Source organism: Bradyrhizobium guangdongense, from assembly GCF_006483445.1.
GTDB lineage: Bacteria > Pseudomonadota > Alphaproteobacteria > Rhizobiales > Xanthobacteraceae > Bradyrhizobium > Bradyrhizobium guangdongense_A.
The window spans coordinates 1-13608 of sequence record NZ_PPPT01000299.1 but is presented as its reverse complement, the minus strand read 5'-3'; the positions used below and the strand labels follow the sequence as shown (position 1 = coordinate 13608).

The following is a 13608-nucleotide window of genomic DNA, read 5'->3' as shown; positions in this document are numbered from 1 at the left end:
GCAGATCGCCCTCGTGATCGGACAGTTCGTGATGCCGCCGGTGCATCGCCGCCCAGGACAGCATCGGGCCGCGGCCCGCCATCGCCCCCATGACGATCAGGATAGCGCTCATCGCGGTCGAGGTCTTGAACGCGGCGTGGGTAAAGAGGCGGTGATAGCCGACGGTGAGGCCCAGGCCAGTGATCAGCCACATTCCGAAGAACAGGGACAGTTCCGTCACACCGATCGGGCGATAGAACAAAAGCCCCAACGCGACCAGCGTGCCTGCGAACGGCAGCACGTCGAACACGAAAAAATGCCGCCGCTGCATTTTTTGAAAATGCCGGCTGCGGATGATGCGATGATCGCGTTTCTCGGGCACGGGCGATGGATTCCGGGAGCGGTCAGAGACTACATAACCGCTGGGCGAGCGCAACCCAAGCGGCTGCCCAAGGTTTCAACAGACACGAGAACGGCTATAGTCCGCAACCGGACGCGAAAAAGCGTTCAAATACCGTCATTTCCTCTTGCCGTTTGAGCCGCGATGCCCTCCCCTGCCGCAACAATCCTGACCGCACTGTGCATTCTCCTGGCAGGACAGGCCAATACAGGACAGGTCATGGCCCAGGATTCGACCTTCGATCTCGAGGCGCATCGCGGCGGGCGGGCGCTGCTGCCCGAAAACACCCTGCCCGCCTTCGCCAACGCGCTGACGATGGGCGTCGACACGCTGGAGCTCGACACCGGCGTCACCGCCGATGGCGAGGTGATCGTGTCGCATGAGCGCGGCCTCAACCCCGATCTCACGCGCGACGCTGCCGGCAACTACATCGCCCCGCCCGGCACGCCCTTCGTGAAGCTTCGGCTCGACGAGGTCAAAAGCTACGACGTCGGCCAGATCCGCCCCGACAGCAATTACGCAAAATCGTTTCCGGACCAGCGCGCGCTGCCGGGCACGCGAATCCCGACCCTGAAGGAGTTGTTCGCGCTGGTGCGAAAATCCGGCAACGCGCGCGTGCGGTTCAATATCGAGACCAAGATCGATCCGACCCGCGCCGACGAGACGCTCGCCCCTGAACCATTCGTCGCAAAACTCCTGGAAGTCATCGAGGCCGAAGGATTTTCCGATCGCGTCATGATCCAGTCCTTCGACTGGCGGACGCTGCAACTGGTGCAGCGGCGCGCACCGAAGATTCCGACCGTGTACCTGACCATCCAGCGCGGCAACACGCCAACCATTGCGCTCGACAAGGCGACCAACTGGACGGCGGGCTTCAACCCGGCCGACCATGGCGGCTCGCTGCCGCGCACGATCAAGGCGGCGGGCGGCGCAATCTGGTCGCCCTATTTCGGTGACGTCAATCCGGTGCTGATCACGGAAGCCCATGCGCAGGGCTTGCGCGTCGTGGTCTGGACGGTCAACAAGGCCGACGACATGGCGCGCATGATCGAGCTCGGCGTCGACGGCATCATCTCCGACCGGCCGGACGTGTTGCGGACGGTCGCCGGCGAGAAGGGGATTGCGCTGCCCGCGGGGACGCCGGTCAGCCCGTAGATCGGAAGGCCCCGTAGCCCGGATGGAGCGCAGCGCAATCCGGGGGTGCCGCAAGCGCAAGAGTCCCGGATTTCGCTGTGCTCCATCCGGGCTACGAACGTGGTCCGCCTGTCTACTCGCCGTTGCGCAGACGGCGATAGAGCGCACCGATGATGTTGGAATAATCGTCGGTCCACACTCGCTGCTTGTCGTCAAACTCGGTCTCCTCCCATTTATCGGAGGCGGCGAGCTTGCCGACATCGGCTTGCTCACGCGCTGAGATGACGACGTCGGTCGAGAAGATGTAATCGGAGTCGCGGCCCGAATCCTCGTTGAAGACCCAGCTCTTGAGATCGTTGGCGTCGGCGATGCCGACCACGACAGTTTCGAGATCGAGATGCCGGTTGGAGACGTGCATCACCACCGCGCCATGCGGAGCGAGCTTGTCCTTGTAGATCTTCATGGCTTCTTCGGTCGCCAGGTGAATCGGAATCGCGTCCGAGGAATAGGCATCGACGATAATGAGATCGTAGGTGCCGTCCTGTTCCTTGGCGAAGGTGAGGCGCGCATCGCCGATCACCGGCTTGATGTCGGGTGCGCAGGCGTTGATATAGCGGAAATATTTCGGATCGCGCGCGGTATCGACCATGGTCTGGTCAATCTCAAAAAACTTCCAGCTCTCGCCCGGCTCGGAGGCGCAGGAGAGCGTGCCGGCGCCGACGCCGATCACGGCCACTTTCAGCGGCGCGCCCTTGCGCTCGCGGATCGCGGTGACGGCCTGACCGATGCCGCCGTCCTTGTGATAATAGGTGATCGGCTCGGGCCGGCCTTCGACCGGTGTGCCGTCATTGTTCTTGAAGCGCTCGGCGCCGTGAATCGTGGTGCCGTGCATCAGCACGTGGAAATAGCCGCCTGATGTCACCACGATCTTGTGCACGCCGAAGAAGCTGCGGATGGTCTCGACCCGGCCGTCGTCCGCCGGATAGATGCGGGTCAAGGCGAGTGCGAGCACGACGGTGGCAAAGATCTTCCAGCGGTTGGCGTTGAGCGCGAGTGCAAGCAGCGCGGCCAGCACGCCGACAGCGCTCGCGACCCAGACGCGGTGGTCCTCGAACCAGGTCGCGACCTCACCCGTCGAATAGGATGGCGCAATGAGCGCGATCGCGAGCACGATCAGCAACAGCCAGTAGCCGGTCATGACGCGCGCGAGCCGCTCGTCCGCCAGAGGACGGCAAAGCACGGCAAGCGCGATCAGGATCGGATATTCGGCGATCCAGGAGAAGGTGAAGGGCGCGAGCAACCCAGCGAACAGGCCGCCGACCATTCCGCCGAACGATAGCGCGACATAGAATCCGGTGAGATATTTGGCGGCAGGCCGCGTGCGCGCGAGTTCACCGTGGCAGGCCATGGCGATGACAAAGAAGCAGAGCTGGTGCCCGCCGAGCGTCAGCAGCAAATTCTGCTCGCCACCAAAAGCCAGCAGGAAGATGACGCCCGCAATCGCGAGCGGCTGCAGCAGCAGCATCCATTTGTGCGGCAAGAGCGGCCGCGACTGGAACACAAGCACCCAGGTGAGCAGATAGAGCGACAGCGGCAGCACCCACAGCAACGGCGCGGCCGCGACGTCGGTGGAGATGTGCGCGGTCACCGCGATCAGCAGACCCGAGGGCACTGCGGCGAGAAAAATCCAGCGCGCACGGGTGACGAGGCTCGGTGCCGGGGAGTGGGTGTCTTCGGTCCGCGCATCGGCCACAGCCAGGGCCGGCGAGCGCAACAGCAGCAAGCCGCAGGCGCCGATCAGCAGGATGAGAAGGCCGTAGCCGCCGGTCCAGAGCAGGTTCTGCGTGCGGAGCGTGAACATCGGCTCCAGCAGCACGGGATAGGACAACAGTGCCAGGAAGCTGCCGATGTTGGAGGCGGAGTAGAGGAAGTAGGGATCGGGGCCATCAGGATGACCGGTGCGGACGAACCAGGCTTGCAGCAGCGGGTTGTTGGCGGCGAGCGCGAAGAACGGAAGGCCGATCGACACCGCGAACAGGCCGAGCAGCCAAAAGGCATAGCCGGAGCCCGGGGGATCGCCGAACGAGGTTGCGATGCCGAGCGGCAGCGTCGTGAGGGCGAACACCAGCAGCACCAGATGCACGACGACCGGAATCGTGCGATTCCTGATCTGCATCAGGAAATGCGCATAGGCGTAGCCGGCCAGCAGCAGCGACTGGAAGAACACCATCGCCACCGACCAGACGGCGGGCGATCCGCCGAGCCGCGGCAGCACCATCTTCGTGAACAGCGGCTGCACCGAGAACAGCAGGAGCGCGCTGACGAAGATCGCCGCCGTATAGACGGTCAGCACCAGCCGGTTTCGCGACGCGGACGGCTGCTCTGCGGCGACAGATTGCACGATGGAATCCATGAAAGCTCCGGCTCACCCCGGCGGGCGCCGGCGCGCCGCAATGGAGCACATGCGACATGAACGGGCAATAAATGCTGTGATGTGGTGTCGGGAGAAATGCCTGATATAGAACGTCATTCCGGGGCGGCACGAAGTGCCGGACCCGGAATCTCGAGATTCCGGGTTCGATGCTTTGCATCGCCCCGGAATGACGGTGGAAACCTCATGACTGAAACCGACGTCGTCATCATCGGCGCTGGCCATAACGGCCTCACCTGCGCGGCCTATCTCGCGAAGGCAGGCTTGCGCGTGCATGTGGTCGAACGGCGCAAGGTGGTCGGTGGCGCTGCCGTCACCGAGGAGTTCCATCCCGGTTTCCGCAATTCGGTCGCGGCCTACACCGTGAGCCTGCTCAATCCAAAGGTCGTCACCGATCTCAAGCTCGCCGAGCACGGCCTGCGCGTCGTCGAGCGCCGCGCGCAGAACTTTCTCCCCTCGCCCGACGGCAGCTACCTCCTCACCGGGGAAGGCCGGACGCGGGACTCCGTGCGCAAACTCAGCGCGCATGATGCCGAGGCGATCGACGGCTTTTCGCGCGAGCTCGAAGCGATCGCCGACGTGCTCCGGCAGTTCGTGCTGCGCGCGCCGCCGAACCTGCTGGAAAAGTTTGGCAGCGGCGCGATCCGCGAAGCCGTCAATGCGCTTCAGAGCGCCGGCATTTTGCGCAAGCTGACGCTGGAGCAGAGCCGCAGCCTGCTCGATCTCTTCACCCGCTCGGCCGGCGAGATGCTGGACGAGCGGTTCGAGAACGATCTGGTCAAGGCGCTGTTCGGCTTCGACGCCATCGTCGGCAATTATGCGAGCCCCTATGCTGCGGGATCTGCCTACGTCATGCTGCATCACGCCTTTGGCGAGGTGAACGGCAAGAAGGGTGTGTGGGGCCACGCCATCGGCGGCATGGGCGCGATCACGCAGGCGATGGCTGCGGCCGCGCGCCAGCACGGCGTCACCATCGAGGCGGATGCGCCCGTGCGCGAGGTGATCGTCGAACGCGACCGCGCCGCAGGCGTGGTCCTCGACAATGGCAAGACGATCCGCGCAAAATACGTCGCCTCCAACGTCAATCCAAAACTGCTCTATACGCGGCTGGTCGCGGCGGACGCTCTGCCGGCGGACTTCCTCGCCCGTATCCGCCACTGGAAGAACGGCTCCGGCACGTTCCGCATGAACGTGGCGCTGGATCGCCTGCCCTCCTTCACCGCATTGCCCGGCGACGGCGATCATCTCAGCTCCGGCATCATCCTCGCGCCGAGCCTCGCCTATATGGACCGCGCCTATCTCGATGCGCGCGCCCGCGGCTGGAGCAGCTCACCTGTCGTTGAGATGCTGATCCCCTCCACGCTCGACGACACGCTCGCCCCCGCCGGCAAGCACGTCGCGAGCCTGTTCTGCCAGCACGTCGCGCCCGAGCTGCCGGACGGCAAATCCTGGGACGACCATCGCGAGGAGGTCGCCGATCTCATGATCGCGACCGTGGACAAATATGCGCCGGGCTTTGCTGCATGCGTGCTCGGCCGCCAGATCCTCTCCCCGCTCGACCTCGAGCGGCAGTTCGGTCTGCTCGGCGGCGACATTTTTCACGGCGCGCTGACGCTGAACCAGCTCTTCTCCGCACGCCCGATGCTGGGGCACGCGGATTATCGCGGGCCGGTGAAGGGCCTCTATCACTGCGGCTCGGGCGCGCATCCCGGCGGTGGCGTCACGGGAGCGCCCGGCCACAATGCGGCGCAGGTGATCCTCAGGGATCACCGGGCGCTCTTTGGATAAGCAACGGCCCGCCCGGCGTGTTGCACCGAGCGGGCCGATATAGCGTCAAACGATGTTTAGACGGCGTCGCAGGATTCCACCGGCAACGACCGCGTATCCATCTGCATCATCATCGCGAGCGGCGACAGCGTGTCCGCCGCAGCCTTCGGCGTGCTGGCCGAGAGCGCGCCGGCAAAGGTTCCGAGAATGCAAATACCGGCAACAATCAAAATGAACCTGGTCATTTAACCCCCCTTTGTTTCTTGGTAGCGGCCAGCATCGCGCGCGGCGCTTAAGACCGGGTTCCAACGGGGATCCGATCTGCCGACGGAGTAAATCCGCGATGAATCGGATGTGCGAGCGACCGAAAATTAACCAGAGCAGATGCGAGCGGCCTGTGGACGGCACCACCGGACCTGTGAAGAAAGCTGAGGATGAGCTGTGGACGGGCCGGTGAACAGACGATGCCATTCGCTTGAACAAGGCCTGCCAATCCTCGCTTCGGCGAGTTTGGCCAAGGGCGCTGTGGGCATGCCGCCTCGTCGCCTGGACAGGCTGTGGACAAGCATTCCCCGAGCCTGTGGATAAGCCTGTGAATCCGGGCTGCGGGCCGCGTTGAAGGCCTGTGGACCCGCACAGAACGACTTGGCCCGCGGATGGGATCGCTCCCCCGCGGGCACAGTCAAAATGGCCGATCAATGAAGAGAATGGGCCTCCGCCGGGACGGGAGGCGAAATTACTTCAAGGAGCTGCTAACCGAACCGAACTTGTCATTCAGGGTGGTGCCGAGGCTGTTCACCACGGTAATAATCGCCAGCGCGATGCCGGCGGCAATCAGGCCGTATTCGATGGCGGTCGCACCGGATTCATCCGACCAGAACTTCGTGAGCATGCTCTTCAAGATTCGCCTCCATTTACAGTTGCGCTGGTTGCTCCCAACATCCGTGAATGTACTGAGTGCAACCTGCAGTTCAGTTAATTCGGGAACTGCAATTTTCTCGTCAGATTTGGAATAAAGGTTCCCAAAATTGAACCCAACGCGCCGAGCCGGATCGCATCCCATGCCCCCCTCTCCCACCTACCGCGCGAGCTTTTCGATCGGCGACGAAGCCGCCGCCAAGCGCGTCGTCGACGTCCTTACCGAGATCTTTTTCGACGGCGATGCGGCGGTCGCCGCATTCGAGCAGCCGGACGGCCGCTGGGACGTCACCCTGCATTTCGCCGACGCACCGGATCAGGCGTTTTTGCGCGAAATCGTCGAGAAAAATGCAGGCAGCGCGATCGCCGCGACGCTCACCTTCGACACCGTCGAGGCCAAGGATTGGGTCAAGGCGAGCCTCGAGGATCTCGTCCCCGTTCCCGCCGGACGCTTCATCGTGCATGGCAGCCACGACCGCGCACGCGTCCCGCACAACAAGCTCGGAATCGAGATCGAGGCGGCGCTCGCGTTCGGCACCGGCCACCACGGCACCACGCGCGGCTGTTTACTTCTCCTTGACCATGTCCTGAAGAGCGGCCGGCCGACCAATTTGCTCGACCTCGGTACCGGCACCGGCGTGCTGGCCATCGCCGCCGCCAAGGCGCTGCATCGCGCGGTGCTGGCCTCCGACATCGACGCACCGTCGGTGCAGGTCGCGCGCGAGAACGCCGCCCTCAACGGCGTGCGCAACGCCGTGCGGGCGATCCGCGCCACCGGCTTTGCCGCCCCCGATTTCGCGAAGGCCGGCCCGTTCGACCTGGTGCTGGCCAACATACTGGCCAATCCCCTGCGGCAATTGTCGGGACCGATGGCGCGCCATCTGGCGCCGGGCGCCCAGGTGATCCTGTCGGGCCTTTTGACCCCGCAGGCGCCGGCCGTGATTGCGGCCTATCGCGCACGCGGGCTGGTGCCGCTCAGGCATCTCAAGGTCGAGGGGTGGAGCAGTCTGCTGCTGAAGAAGGTGGGGTGACTCTATTCCGACGGCTTGTCGTTGGGGCGCATCGGCGCGTGACCGTCGCGCAACGCGCGCTTGGCGCGGCGCTCGGCAAGACGGTCGATCATCTGGCTCAGCATGCCGCGCGGCTTCTTGGGCACCGCCTTGACGGAGCCGGACCGGACCGGAGGCGAAATCTTCTCAAACGTGAACGCAGGCATCGTGTGTCCCCTCGCCGTTGAGATGAAACACTTGCTTGTATTTCCCTGTTACCCGGACGTGACCGGAAGGGCCGCATCCGTATCCACTCAACGCGAATGGAAGAATTCAAGCACGCTCCATGCCAGATGGGCGCCAATTGCGCCCACATTGCGGACTCATCCCCATGATCCTAAACTAGCCACAACATGTTCGAGGCACACTTCCAGACATTCGAGGAGCCGGAGGCCGGCGTTGCGCTCACAGCGCGGCTCGCCGCGCTCCGCGAGGAATTGGCGCGCCGCAAGCTGACCGGCTTCGTGATTCCGCGCGCCGATCAGCAGCAGAACGAGTATGTCGCGCCGTCCGAGGAGCGGCTGGCCTGGCTGACCGGTTTCACGGGCTCCGCCGGGCTCGCAGCCGTTCTCACGCAGGAGGCGGCCGTGTTCGTCGATGGCCGCTATACGCTGCAGGCGGCCAAGCAGGTCGATGGCAAGGCCTGGGCGGTGGAGTCGTTGATCGATCCGCCGCCGGAGAGCTGGTTGTCCGCGCATCTGAAGCCGGGCGATCGCCTAGGTTTTGACCCGTGGCTGCACACTTCTTCGGCAGCCGAGCGCCTGGCGGCCGCCTGCGCCAAGGCAGGCGCGGAGCTCGTCGCGGTCGACAGCAACCCGGTCGATGCGGTGTGGCCCGACCGGCCGCCGCCGCCGATCGCACCGGTCGCCGTGCACGGCCTGAAATACGCCGGGGTCGCCGAGCCGGAGAAGCTGCAGCAGATCCGGAGCGAGATCGAAAAGCTCGGCGTCGACGCGCTGGTGCTCTCGGACAGCCACGCGGTCGCATGGACCTTCAACATCCGCGGCGGCGACGTCGCGCATACGCCGCTGCCGCTGTCCTATGCGCTGGTGCCGAAGGCGGGCCGGCCGACGATCTTCATCGACCATCGCAAGCTTTCAAATCTCACGCGCGATCATCTCGAGCACTCCGGCGACGTTCGCGAGCCCGATGCGCTCGCGCCGACGCTGATGGCGCTCGCCAAGAGTGGCGCGGCCATCGCACTCGACAACGCGACCGCAGCGGATGCGCTGAGCCGCCTGATCGCGAACGCCGGCGGCAAGCCGGTGCGCGGCAGCGATCCGGTTGCGCTGTTGAAAGCCGTCAAGAACAGCACTGAGATCAAGGGCACCAAGACCGCGCATCAGCGCGATGCGGTGGCGCTGGCGCGCTTCCTCGCCTTCATCGACCGCGAGGCGGCTAGCGGCAAGCTCACCGAGATCGACGCGGTGGAAGCGCTGGAAACGTTTCGCCGCGACACCGGCGCGCTGAAGGACGTCTCGTTCCCGACGATTTCGGGCACCGGCCCGAACGGCGCCATCGTGCACTACCGCGTCACCCGCAAGAGCAACCGGCGCATCGCGCGCGGCGACCTTTTGCTGATCGATTCCGGCGCACAATATGAAGACGGCACCACCGACGTCACGCGCACCATGGCGGTGGGTGAGCCGACGGACGAGATGCGCGACCGCTTCACCCGCGTGCTGCGCGGGCACATGGCGATCGCGCGCGCGATCTTCCCGGATGGTACTACCGGCGCGCAGCTCGACACGCTGGCGCGGCAATATCTGTGGGCCGCCGGCGTCGATTTCGAGCACGGCACGGGCCACGGCGTCGGCAGCTATCTCAGCGTGCATGAAGGCCCGGCGCGGATCTCGAAGCTCGGCACCACGCCGCTGAAGCGCGGCATGATCCTCTCCAACGAGCCCGGCTACTACAAGACCGACGGCTTTGGCATCCGCATCGAAAACCTCGAACTGGTGGTTGCGGCCGATATTCCCGGTGCCGAAAAGTCCATGAACGCGTTCGAGACGCTGACGCTGGCGCCGATTGACCGGCGGCTGATCGATACGCGCATGCTGAGCCGGGATGAGCTCGACTGGCTCAACGCGTATCATGCCCGTGTCAGGGCCGAGGTCCGGCCGGCGCTGGACGACGCGACCAGGGCGTGGCTGGATCAGGCGACGGCGGAGATGACGCCTTAAGACCGTCGCGCATAGCCGCATGCCGAAACGTCCGTATTCGCAGCCTTCGCGAAGCGGCTAGTGTCGATCGCATGCACGGCACCGGCAAGCCACCGAGCGCGGCGACGGACAACACCATCGCGAGCTCGCGCGTGATGCTGCTGCTGCTCGTCTGCATGACGGGCGTGGCGCCGATCTCGCTCTACATGCTGGTTCCGGCGCTGCCGGTGCTGGCGACCACGTTCGGCAGCGACATCTCGATCGCACAGATGACGGTGTCGCTCTACATGGTCGGCATCGCCTGCTCGCAGCTCATCATGGGTCCGCTGTCCGACAAGTTCGGGCGGCGCCCCGTGCTGCTCGCGGGACTCGCGCTGATGGTCACGGCAAGCATCGGCTGTTCGCTGGTCCAGACGCTGCCGGAGCTGATCGCGGCCCGCTTCCTGCAGGCACTGGGCGGCGCGAGCGGCATGGTGATCAGCCGCGCCATCATCCGCGATCTCTACGAGCGGCACCAGATCTCCTCCAAGATCAGCCTCGTCATCGGGGTGATGATGGTGGCGCAGATGCTGAGCGCGCTGGTCGGCGGCCTGATCGAGATCTCGTTCGGCTGGCGCGCGATCTTCTATTTCATCACCATGGCCTCGCTCAGTGTCGCGGCCCTGATCGCGATCGCGCTGCCCGAGACGCGCCGCGCGCGCGACGGCGGCAGCAGCTTTCGCGGCGACGTCGGCAAGCTGATTCGCGATCGCGCCTTCATCGGCTATGTGCTGTGCCAGGTGCTGGCCTCGCAGATCATCTTCACCTTCGCCGGCGGCGGGCCCTACATCGTGGTGACGCAGATGGGCCGCACCACGGCCGAATACGGCGCCTGGTTCGCCACCACCGGCTTCGCCTATCTCGTCGGCAACATGTTCTGCGTCCGCTTCGCGCCGCGGCATTCGCTGGAGAAGCTGATCTGGTTCGGGCTGGCGCTGCAGTTCACCGGCGCGCTGCTCAATGTGGGCTTCAGCATCTCAGGGCTCAACCAGGCCCCGCTCTGGCTGTTCGGCACCCAGATGATCGTGATGGTCGCCAACGCCTTCGTGATGAACAACGCCGCCGCCGGCGCCATCAGCGTCCGCCCCGAGGCCGCCGGCACCGCATCCGGCGCGATGGGCTTCCTGCAGCAGGGTATCGGCGCGCTGATCTCGCAGTTCGGCGCCTATCTCGGCGGCCACTCCGCGACGACATTGCCGCTCACGGCAGCGATCCTCGCGCTGTCGGTCGCCTGCGCCTCGACCATGTTCTTCCTGGTGCCGCGGCCGACCATCGTGGTCAGCGAGGAGCTGATCGAGCAGGCGGAAGAGGAAGAGAGCGGGATGTTGTAGTGCATCCCGGCGGATGCACTACCCCTCTCCCCTTGTGGGAGAGGGTGGCTCGCCGCGAAGCGGCGAGACGGGTGAGGGGTCTCTCTCCGCGAATACATCTCTCACGCGGACATTCGCGGAACCAGACCCCTCATCCGGCGCTTCGCGCCACCTTCTCCCACAAGGGGAGAAGGAAAGAAGATCCCTCACTCCCCGATCAGCTTCAGCCACTCATCCTCGGTCAAGACCTTGACGCCATGCTTGTTGGCGTCCGCGAGTTTTGAGCCGGCGCCGGGGCCGGCGACAACGAGGTCCGTCTTCTTCGACACCGAGCCTGAGACTTTTGCGCCGAGCCGCTCGGCGGTCGCCTTGGCCTCGTCGCGCGTCATCTTCTCCAGCGAGCCCGTGAACACCACCGTCTTGCCGGCGACGGCGGAATTGCTCTTGGGCTTCTCGGCGTCGACGATCTCGTCGAGCTCCTTCACCAGACGCTCGACGATGCCGCGGTTGTGGCTCTCGCCGAAATAGTCCGCGATGCTCCTGATCACGGTGTCGCCGATCTGGTCCAGCGCATCCATCTCGGCGATCGCCTCCTCGTCGCCTTTGGCGACCTTGAGACAGGCATCGTGAAAGGCGTCCCACGAGCCATAGCCGCGGGCGAGCGCCAGCGCCGTGGTTTCGCCGACATGGCGCATGCCGAGCGCAAAGACGAAACGTTCGAGCGCAATCTTGCGGCGGCTTTCGATGGAAGCAAACAGGTTGCGCACCGAGGTCTCGCCATAGCCCTCGATCTCTTCAAGCTTGAGCTTGGCGTTGCGCTTCGGGAGCGTGAAAATGTCGGCAGGCTCCTTCACAAAGCCCTCGTCGAAGAAATACTGGAGCTGCTTCTCGCCGAGACCGTCGATGTCGAAGGCGCGGCGCGACACGAACAGCTTCAGGTGCTCGATCTTCTGATAGGGACAGGCGAACTCGCCGGTGCAGCGCGCGCGCGAACCCTCTTCACCGGCCGCCGTCTCCTCACGCACCACGTCGGTATGCAGCGGGCACGGGCATTTCTTCGGAAAGTGGAATTCCTTGGCGCCCTTCGGCCGCTTGTCCATGACGACGTCGACGACTTGCGGAATGACGTCGCCGGCGCGCTGGATCACGACGGTGTCGCCGATCCTGATGTCGCGCCCCTCGCGCAGCTCCTCGCCCTTGCTGCCGATGCCGCGGATGTAATCCTCATTGTGCAGCGTGACGTTCTGCACGATCACGCCGCCGACGCCGACCGGTTCAAGCTTGCCGACCGGCGTGAAGGAACCGGTGCGGCCGACCTGGATCTCGATGTCGCGCAGCACCGTCATGGCTTGCTCGGCTGGAAATTTGTGCGCGATGCCCCAGCGCGGCGTGCGCGAGACGAAGCCGAGCCGTTCCTGCCAGTCGATGCGATCGACCTTGTAGACGACGCCGTCGATGTCGTAGTCGAGCGTTGCGCGCTGCTCCTCGATCTTGCGGTGGAAGGCGAGCAGGTCCTCGACCGAGTGGCAGAGCTTCGTCAGCGGATTGGTGGTGAAGCCGCAGCGCTCGAACCAGCCGATCATACCGCTCTGCGTATCCTCCGGCATGTCGCTCATCTCGCCCCAGGCGTAGGCAAAGAAGCCGAGCGGGCGCGAGGCGGTGATGGTCGGGTCCTTCTGCCGCAGCGAGCCGGCGGCCGAGTTGCGCGGATTGGCGAACGGCGCTTCGCCGGCCTCGACCTGCTTCCTGTTGAGCGCGAGGAACGCCTTCTTGGTCATGTAGACCTCGCCGCGCACCTCGCAGATGTCGGGCACGTTGCGGCCCTTCAGCCTCTCGGGCACGTCCTCGAGGGTACGGATGTTGGCGGTGACGTCCTCACCTTCCGCACCGTCGCCGCGGGTCGCCGCAGTCACGAGCTCGCCGCCCTCGTAGCGCAGCGACATCGACAGACCGTCGATCTTCGGCTCGGCCGAGAAATCAATCTTGTCGTCGTCGAGCTTCAAAAAGCGCACGATGCGGCCGACGAAGTCGCGCACGTCCTCCTCGGCAAACGCATTGTCGAGCGACAGCATCGGAATGGCGTGGCGGACTTTCTTGAAGCGGCCCGACGGTGCAGCTCCGACCTTCTGCGAGGGCGACTCGCCGGTGACGAATTCCGAAAAACGCTTTTCGATCGCGTTGAAGCGCTTGCGCAGCGCGTCATATTCCGCGTCAGAGACAGTGGGCGCATCGTCCTGATAGTAGCGCTTGTCGTGCTCTTCGAGCTCCAGTGCCAACCGCATATGCTCGACCTTGGCCTGCGCCTTGGTGAGATCGGCGACGTCGCGGAGCGGTTTGGATTTTGCTGCTCTTGCCATGGTGCTTGGATACGACGGAGGGGTAGGACGGTAAAGGCGGGTTGGTCTCGTGCCCCGGACGC

General features: G+C 64.8%; 10 protein-coding genes and 1 pseudogene. 5 read left to right on the top strand and 6 right to left on the bottom strand.

The genetic code is table 11. The annotated features are described in order from the left end of the window. A pseudogene (locus C2U70_RS32155) lies at window positions 1-361 on the bottom strand (acyl-CoA desaturase); the annotation flags it as partial. 162 nt (window positions 362-523) lie between these two features. Here C2U70_RS32155 and C2U70_RS32150 point away from each other — a divergent pair. After that, window positions 524-1534: a glycerophosphodiester phosphodiesterase gene (locus C2U70_RS32150; protein WP_140982678.1), complete on the top strand. Its 1011-nt coding sequence runs from the start codon at window positions 524-526 to the stop codon at window positions 1532-1534. A gap of 112 nt (window positions 1535-1646) precedes the next feature. Here C2U70_RS32150 and C2U70_RS32145 read toward each other — a convergent pair whose 3' ends face one another. Further along, window positions 1647-3926, bottom strand: a complete 2280-nt coding sequence (locus C2U70_RS32145; RefSeq protein WP_140982675.1) for a spermidine synthase — start codon at window positions 3924-3926, stop codon at window positions 1647-1649. Window positions 3927-4130: 204 nt separating this feature from the next. Between C2U70_RS32145 and C2U70_RS32140 the strand changes: the two genes are divergently transcribed. Beyond that, window positions 4131-5732 carry a phytoene desaturase family protein gene (locus tag C2U70_RS32140; protein ID WP_140982673.1) on the top strand — a complete coding sequence of 534 codons (1602 nt, stop codon included), beginning with the start codon at window positions 4131-4133 and terminating at the stop codon, window positions 5730-5732. A 56-nt stretch (window positions 5733-5788) separates the two neighbouring features. Here C2U70_RS32140 and C2U70_RS33315 read toward each other — a convergent pair whose 3' ends face one another. Together C2U70_RS33315 and C2U70_RS32135 are read right to left on the bottom strand one after the other, a co-directional pair. Further along, a complete protein-coding gene (locus tag C2U70_RS33315; protein ID WP_186294597.1) occupies window positions 5789-5956 on the bottom strand; it encodes a hypothetical protein in 168 nt (55 codons plus the stop codon). Window positions 5957-6447: 491 nt separating this feature from the next. Continuing rightward, window positions 6448-6603 carry a Flp family type IVb pilin gene (locus C2U70_RS32135; RefSeq protein ID WP_140982681.1) on the bottom strand — a complete coding sequence of 52 codons (156 nt, stop codon included), beginning with the start codon at window positions 6601-6603 and terminating at the stop codon, window positions 6448-6450. Between the two features lie 169 nt (window positions 6604-6772). Between C2U70_RS32135 and C2U70_RS32130 the strand changes: the two genes are divergently transcribed. Beyond that, window positions 6773-7660: a 50S ribosomal protein L11 methyltransferase gene (locus tag C2U70_RS32130; RefSeq protein ID WP_140982670.1), complete on the top strand. Its 888-nt coding sequence runs from the start codon at window positions 6773-6775 to the stop codon at window positions 7658-7660. Between the two features lie 2 nt (window positions 7661-7662). Here the strand turns inward: C2U70_RS32130 and C2U70_RS32125 are convergent, their stop codons facing one another. Then, a complete protein-coding gene (locus C2U70_RS32125) occupies window positions 7663-7845 on the bottom strand; it encodes a hypothetical protein (protein WP_140982668.1) in 183 nt (60 codons plus the stop codon). 186 nt (window positions 7846-8031) lie between these two features. Here C2U70_RS32125 and C2U70_RS32120 point away from each other — a divergent pair, with 186 nt between their 5' ends. Together C2U70_RS32120 and C2U70_RS32115 are read left to right on the top strand one after the other, a co-directional pair. After that, on the top strand, window positions 8032-9861 hold the full coding sequence (locus C2U70_RS32120) for an aminopeptidase P family protein (RefSeq protein ID WP_140982666.1): 1830 nt from the start codon (window positions 8032-8034) through the stop codon (window positions 9859-9861). Between the two features lie 71 nt (window positions 9862-9932). Further along, the gene (locus C2U70_RS32115) at window positions 9933-11210 is read left to right on the top strand and encodes a multidrug effflux MFS transporter (protein ID WP_140982663.1); all 1278 of its coding nucleotides are present in this window, start codon (window positions 9933-9935) and stop codon (window positions 11208-11210) included. Between the two features lie 185 nt (window positions 11211-11395). On the opposite strand, the gene ligA is transcribed toward C2U70_RS32115, so the two are convergent. After that, window positions 11396-13546, bottom strand: a complete 2151-nt coding sequence (gene ligA / locus C2U70_RS32110) for an NAD-dependent DNA ligase LigA (RefSeq protein WP_140982661.1) — start codon at window positions 13544-13546, stop codon at window positions 11396-11398. Window positions 13547-13608 lie beyond the last annotated feature (62 nt).

Coding starts and splice junctions, on each gene's coding strand:
- C2U70_RS32140 (WP_140982673.1), top strand. CDS start 4,131: ATGACTGAAACCGACGTCGTCATCATCGGCGCTGGCCATAACGGCCTC.
- C2U70_RS33315 (WP_186294597.1), bottom strand. CDS start 5,956: ATGACCAGGTTCATTTTGATTGTTGCCGGTATTTGCATTCTCGGAACC.
- C2U70_RS32135 (WP_140982681.1), bottom strand. CDS start 6,603: ATGCTCACGAAGTTCTGGTCGGATGAATCCGGTGCGACCGCCATCGAA.
- C2U70_RS32125 (WP_140982668.1), bottom strand. CDS start 7,845: ATGCCTGCGTTCACGTTTGAGAAGATTTCGCCTCCGGTCCGGTCCGGC.
- C2U70_RS32115 (WP_140982663.1), top strand. CDS start 9,933: ATGCACGGCACCGGCAAGCCACCGAGCGCGGCGACGGACAACACCATC.
- C2U70_RS32150 (WP_140982678.1), top strand. CDS start 524: ATGCCCTCCCCTGCCGCAACAATCCTGACCGCACTGTGCATTCTCCTG.
- ligA (WP_140982661.1), bottom strand. CDS start 13,546: ATGGCAAGAGCAGCAAAATCCAAACCGCTCCGCGACGTCGCCGATCTC.
- C2U70_RS32120 (WP_140982666.1), top strand. CDS start 8,032: ATGTTCGAGGCACACTTCCAGACATTCGAGGAGCCGGAGGCCGGCGTT.
- C2U70_RS32145 (WP_140982675.1), bottom strand. CDS start 3,926: ATGGATTCCATCGTGCAATCTGTCGCCGCAGAGCAGCCGTCCGCGTCG.
- C2U70_RS32130 (WP_140982670.1), top strand. CDS start 6,773: ATGCCCCCCTCTCCCACCTACCGCGCGAGCTTTTCGATCGGCGACGAA.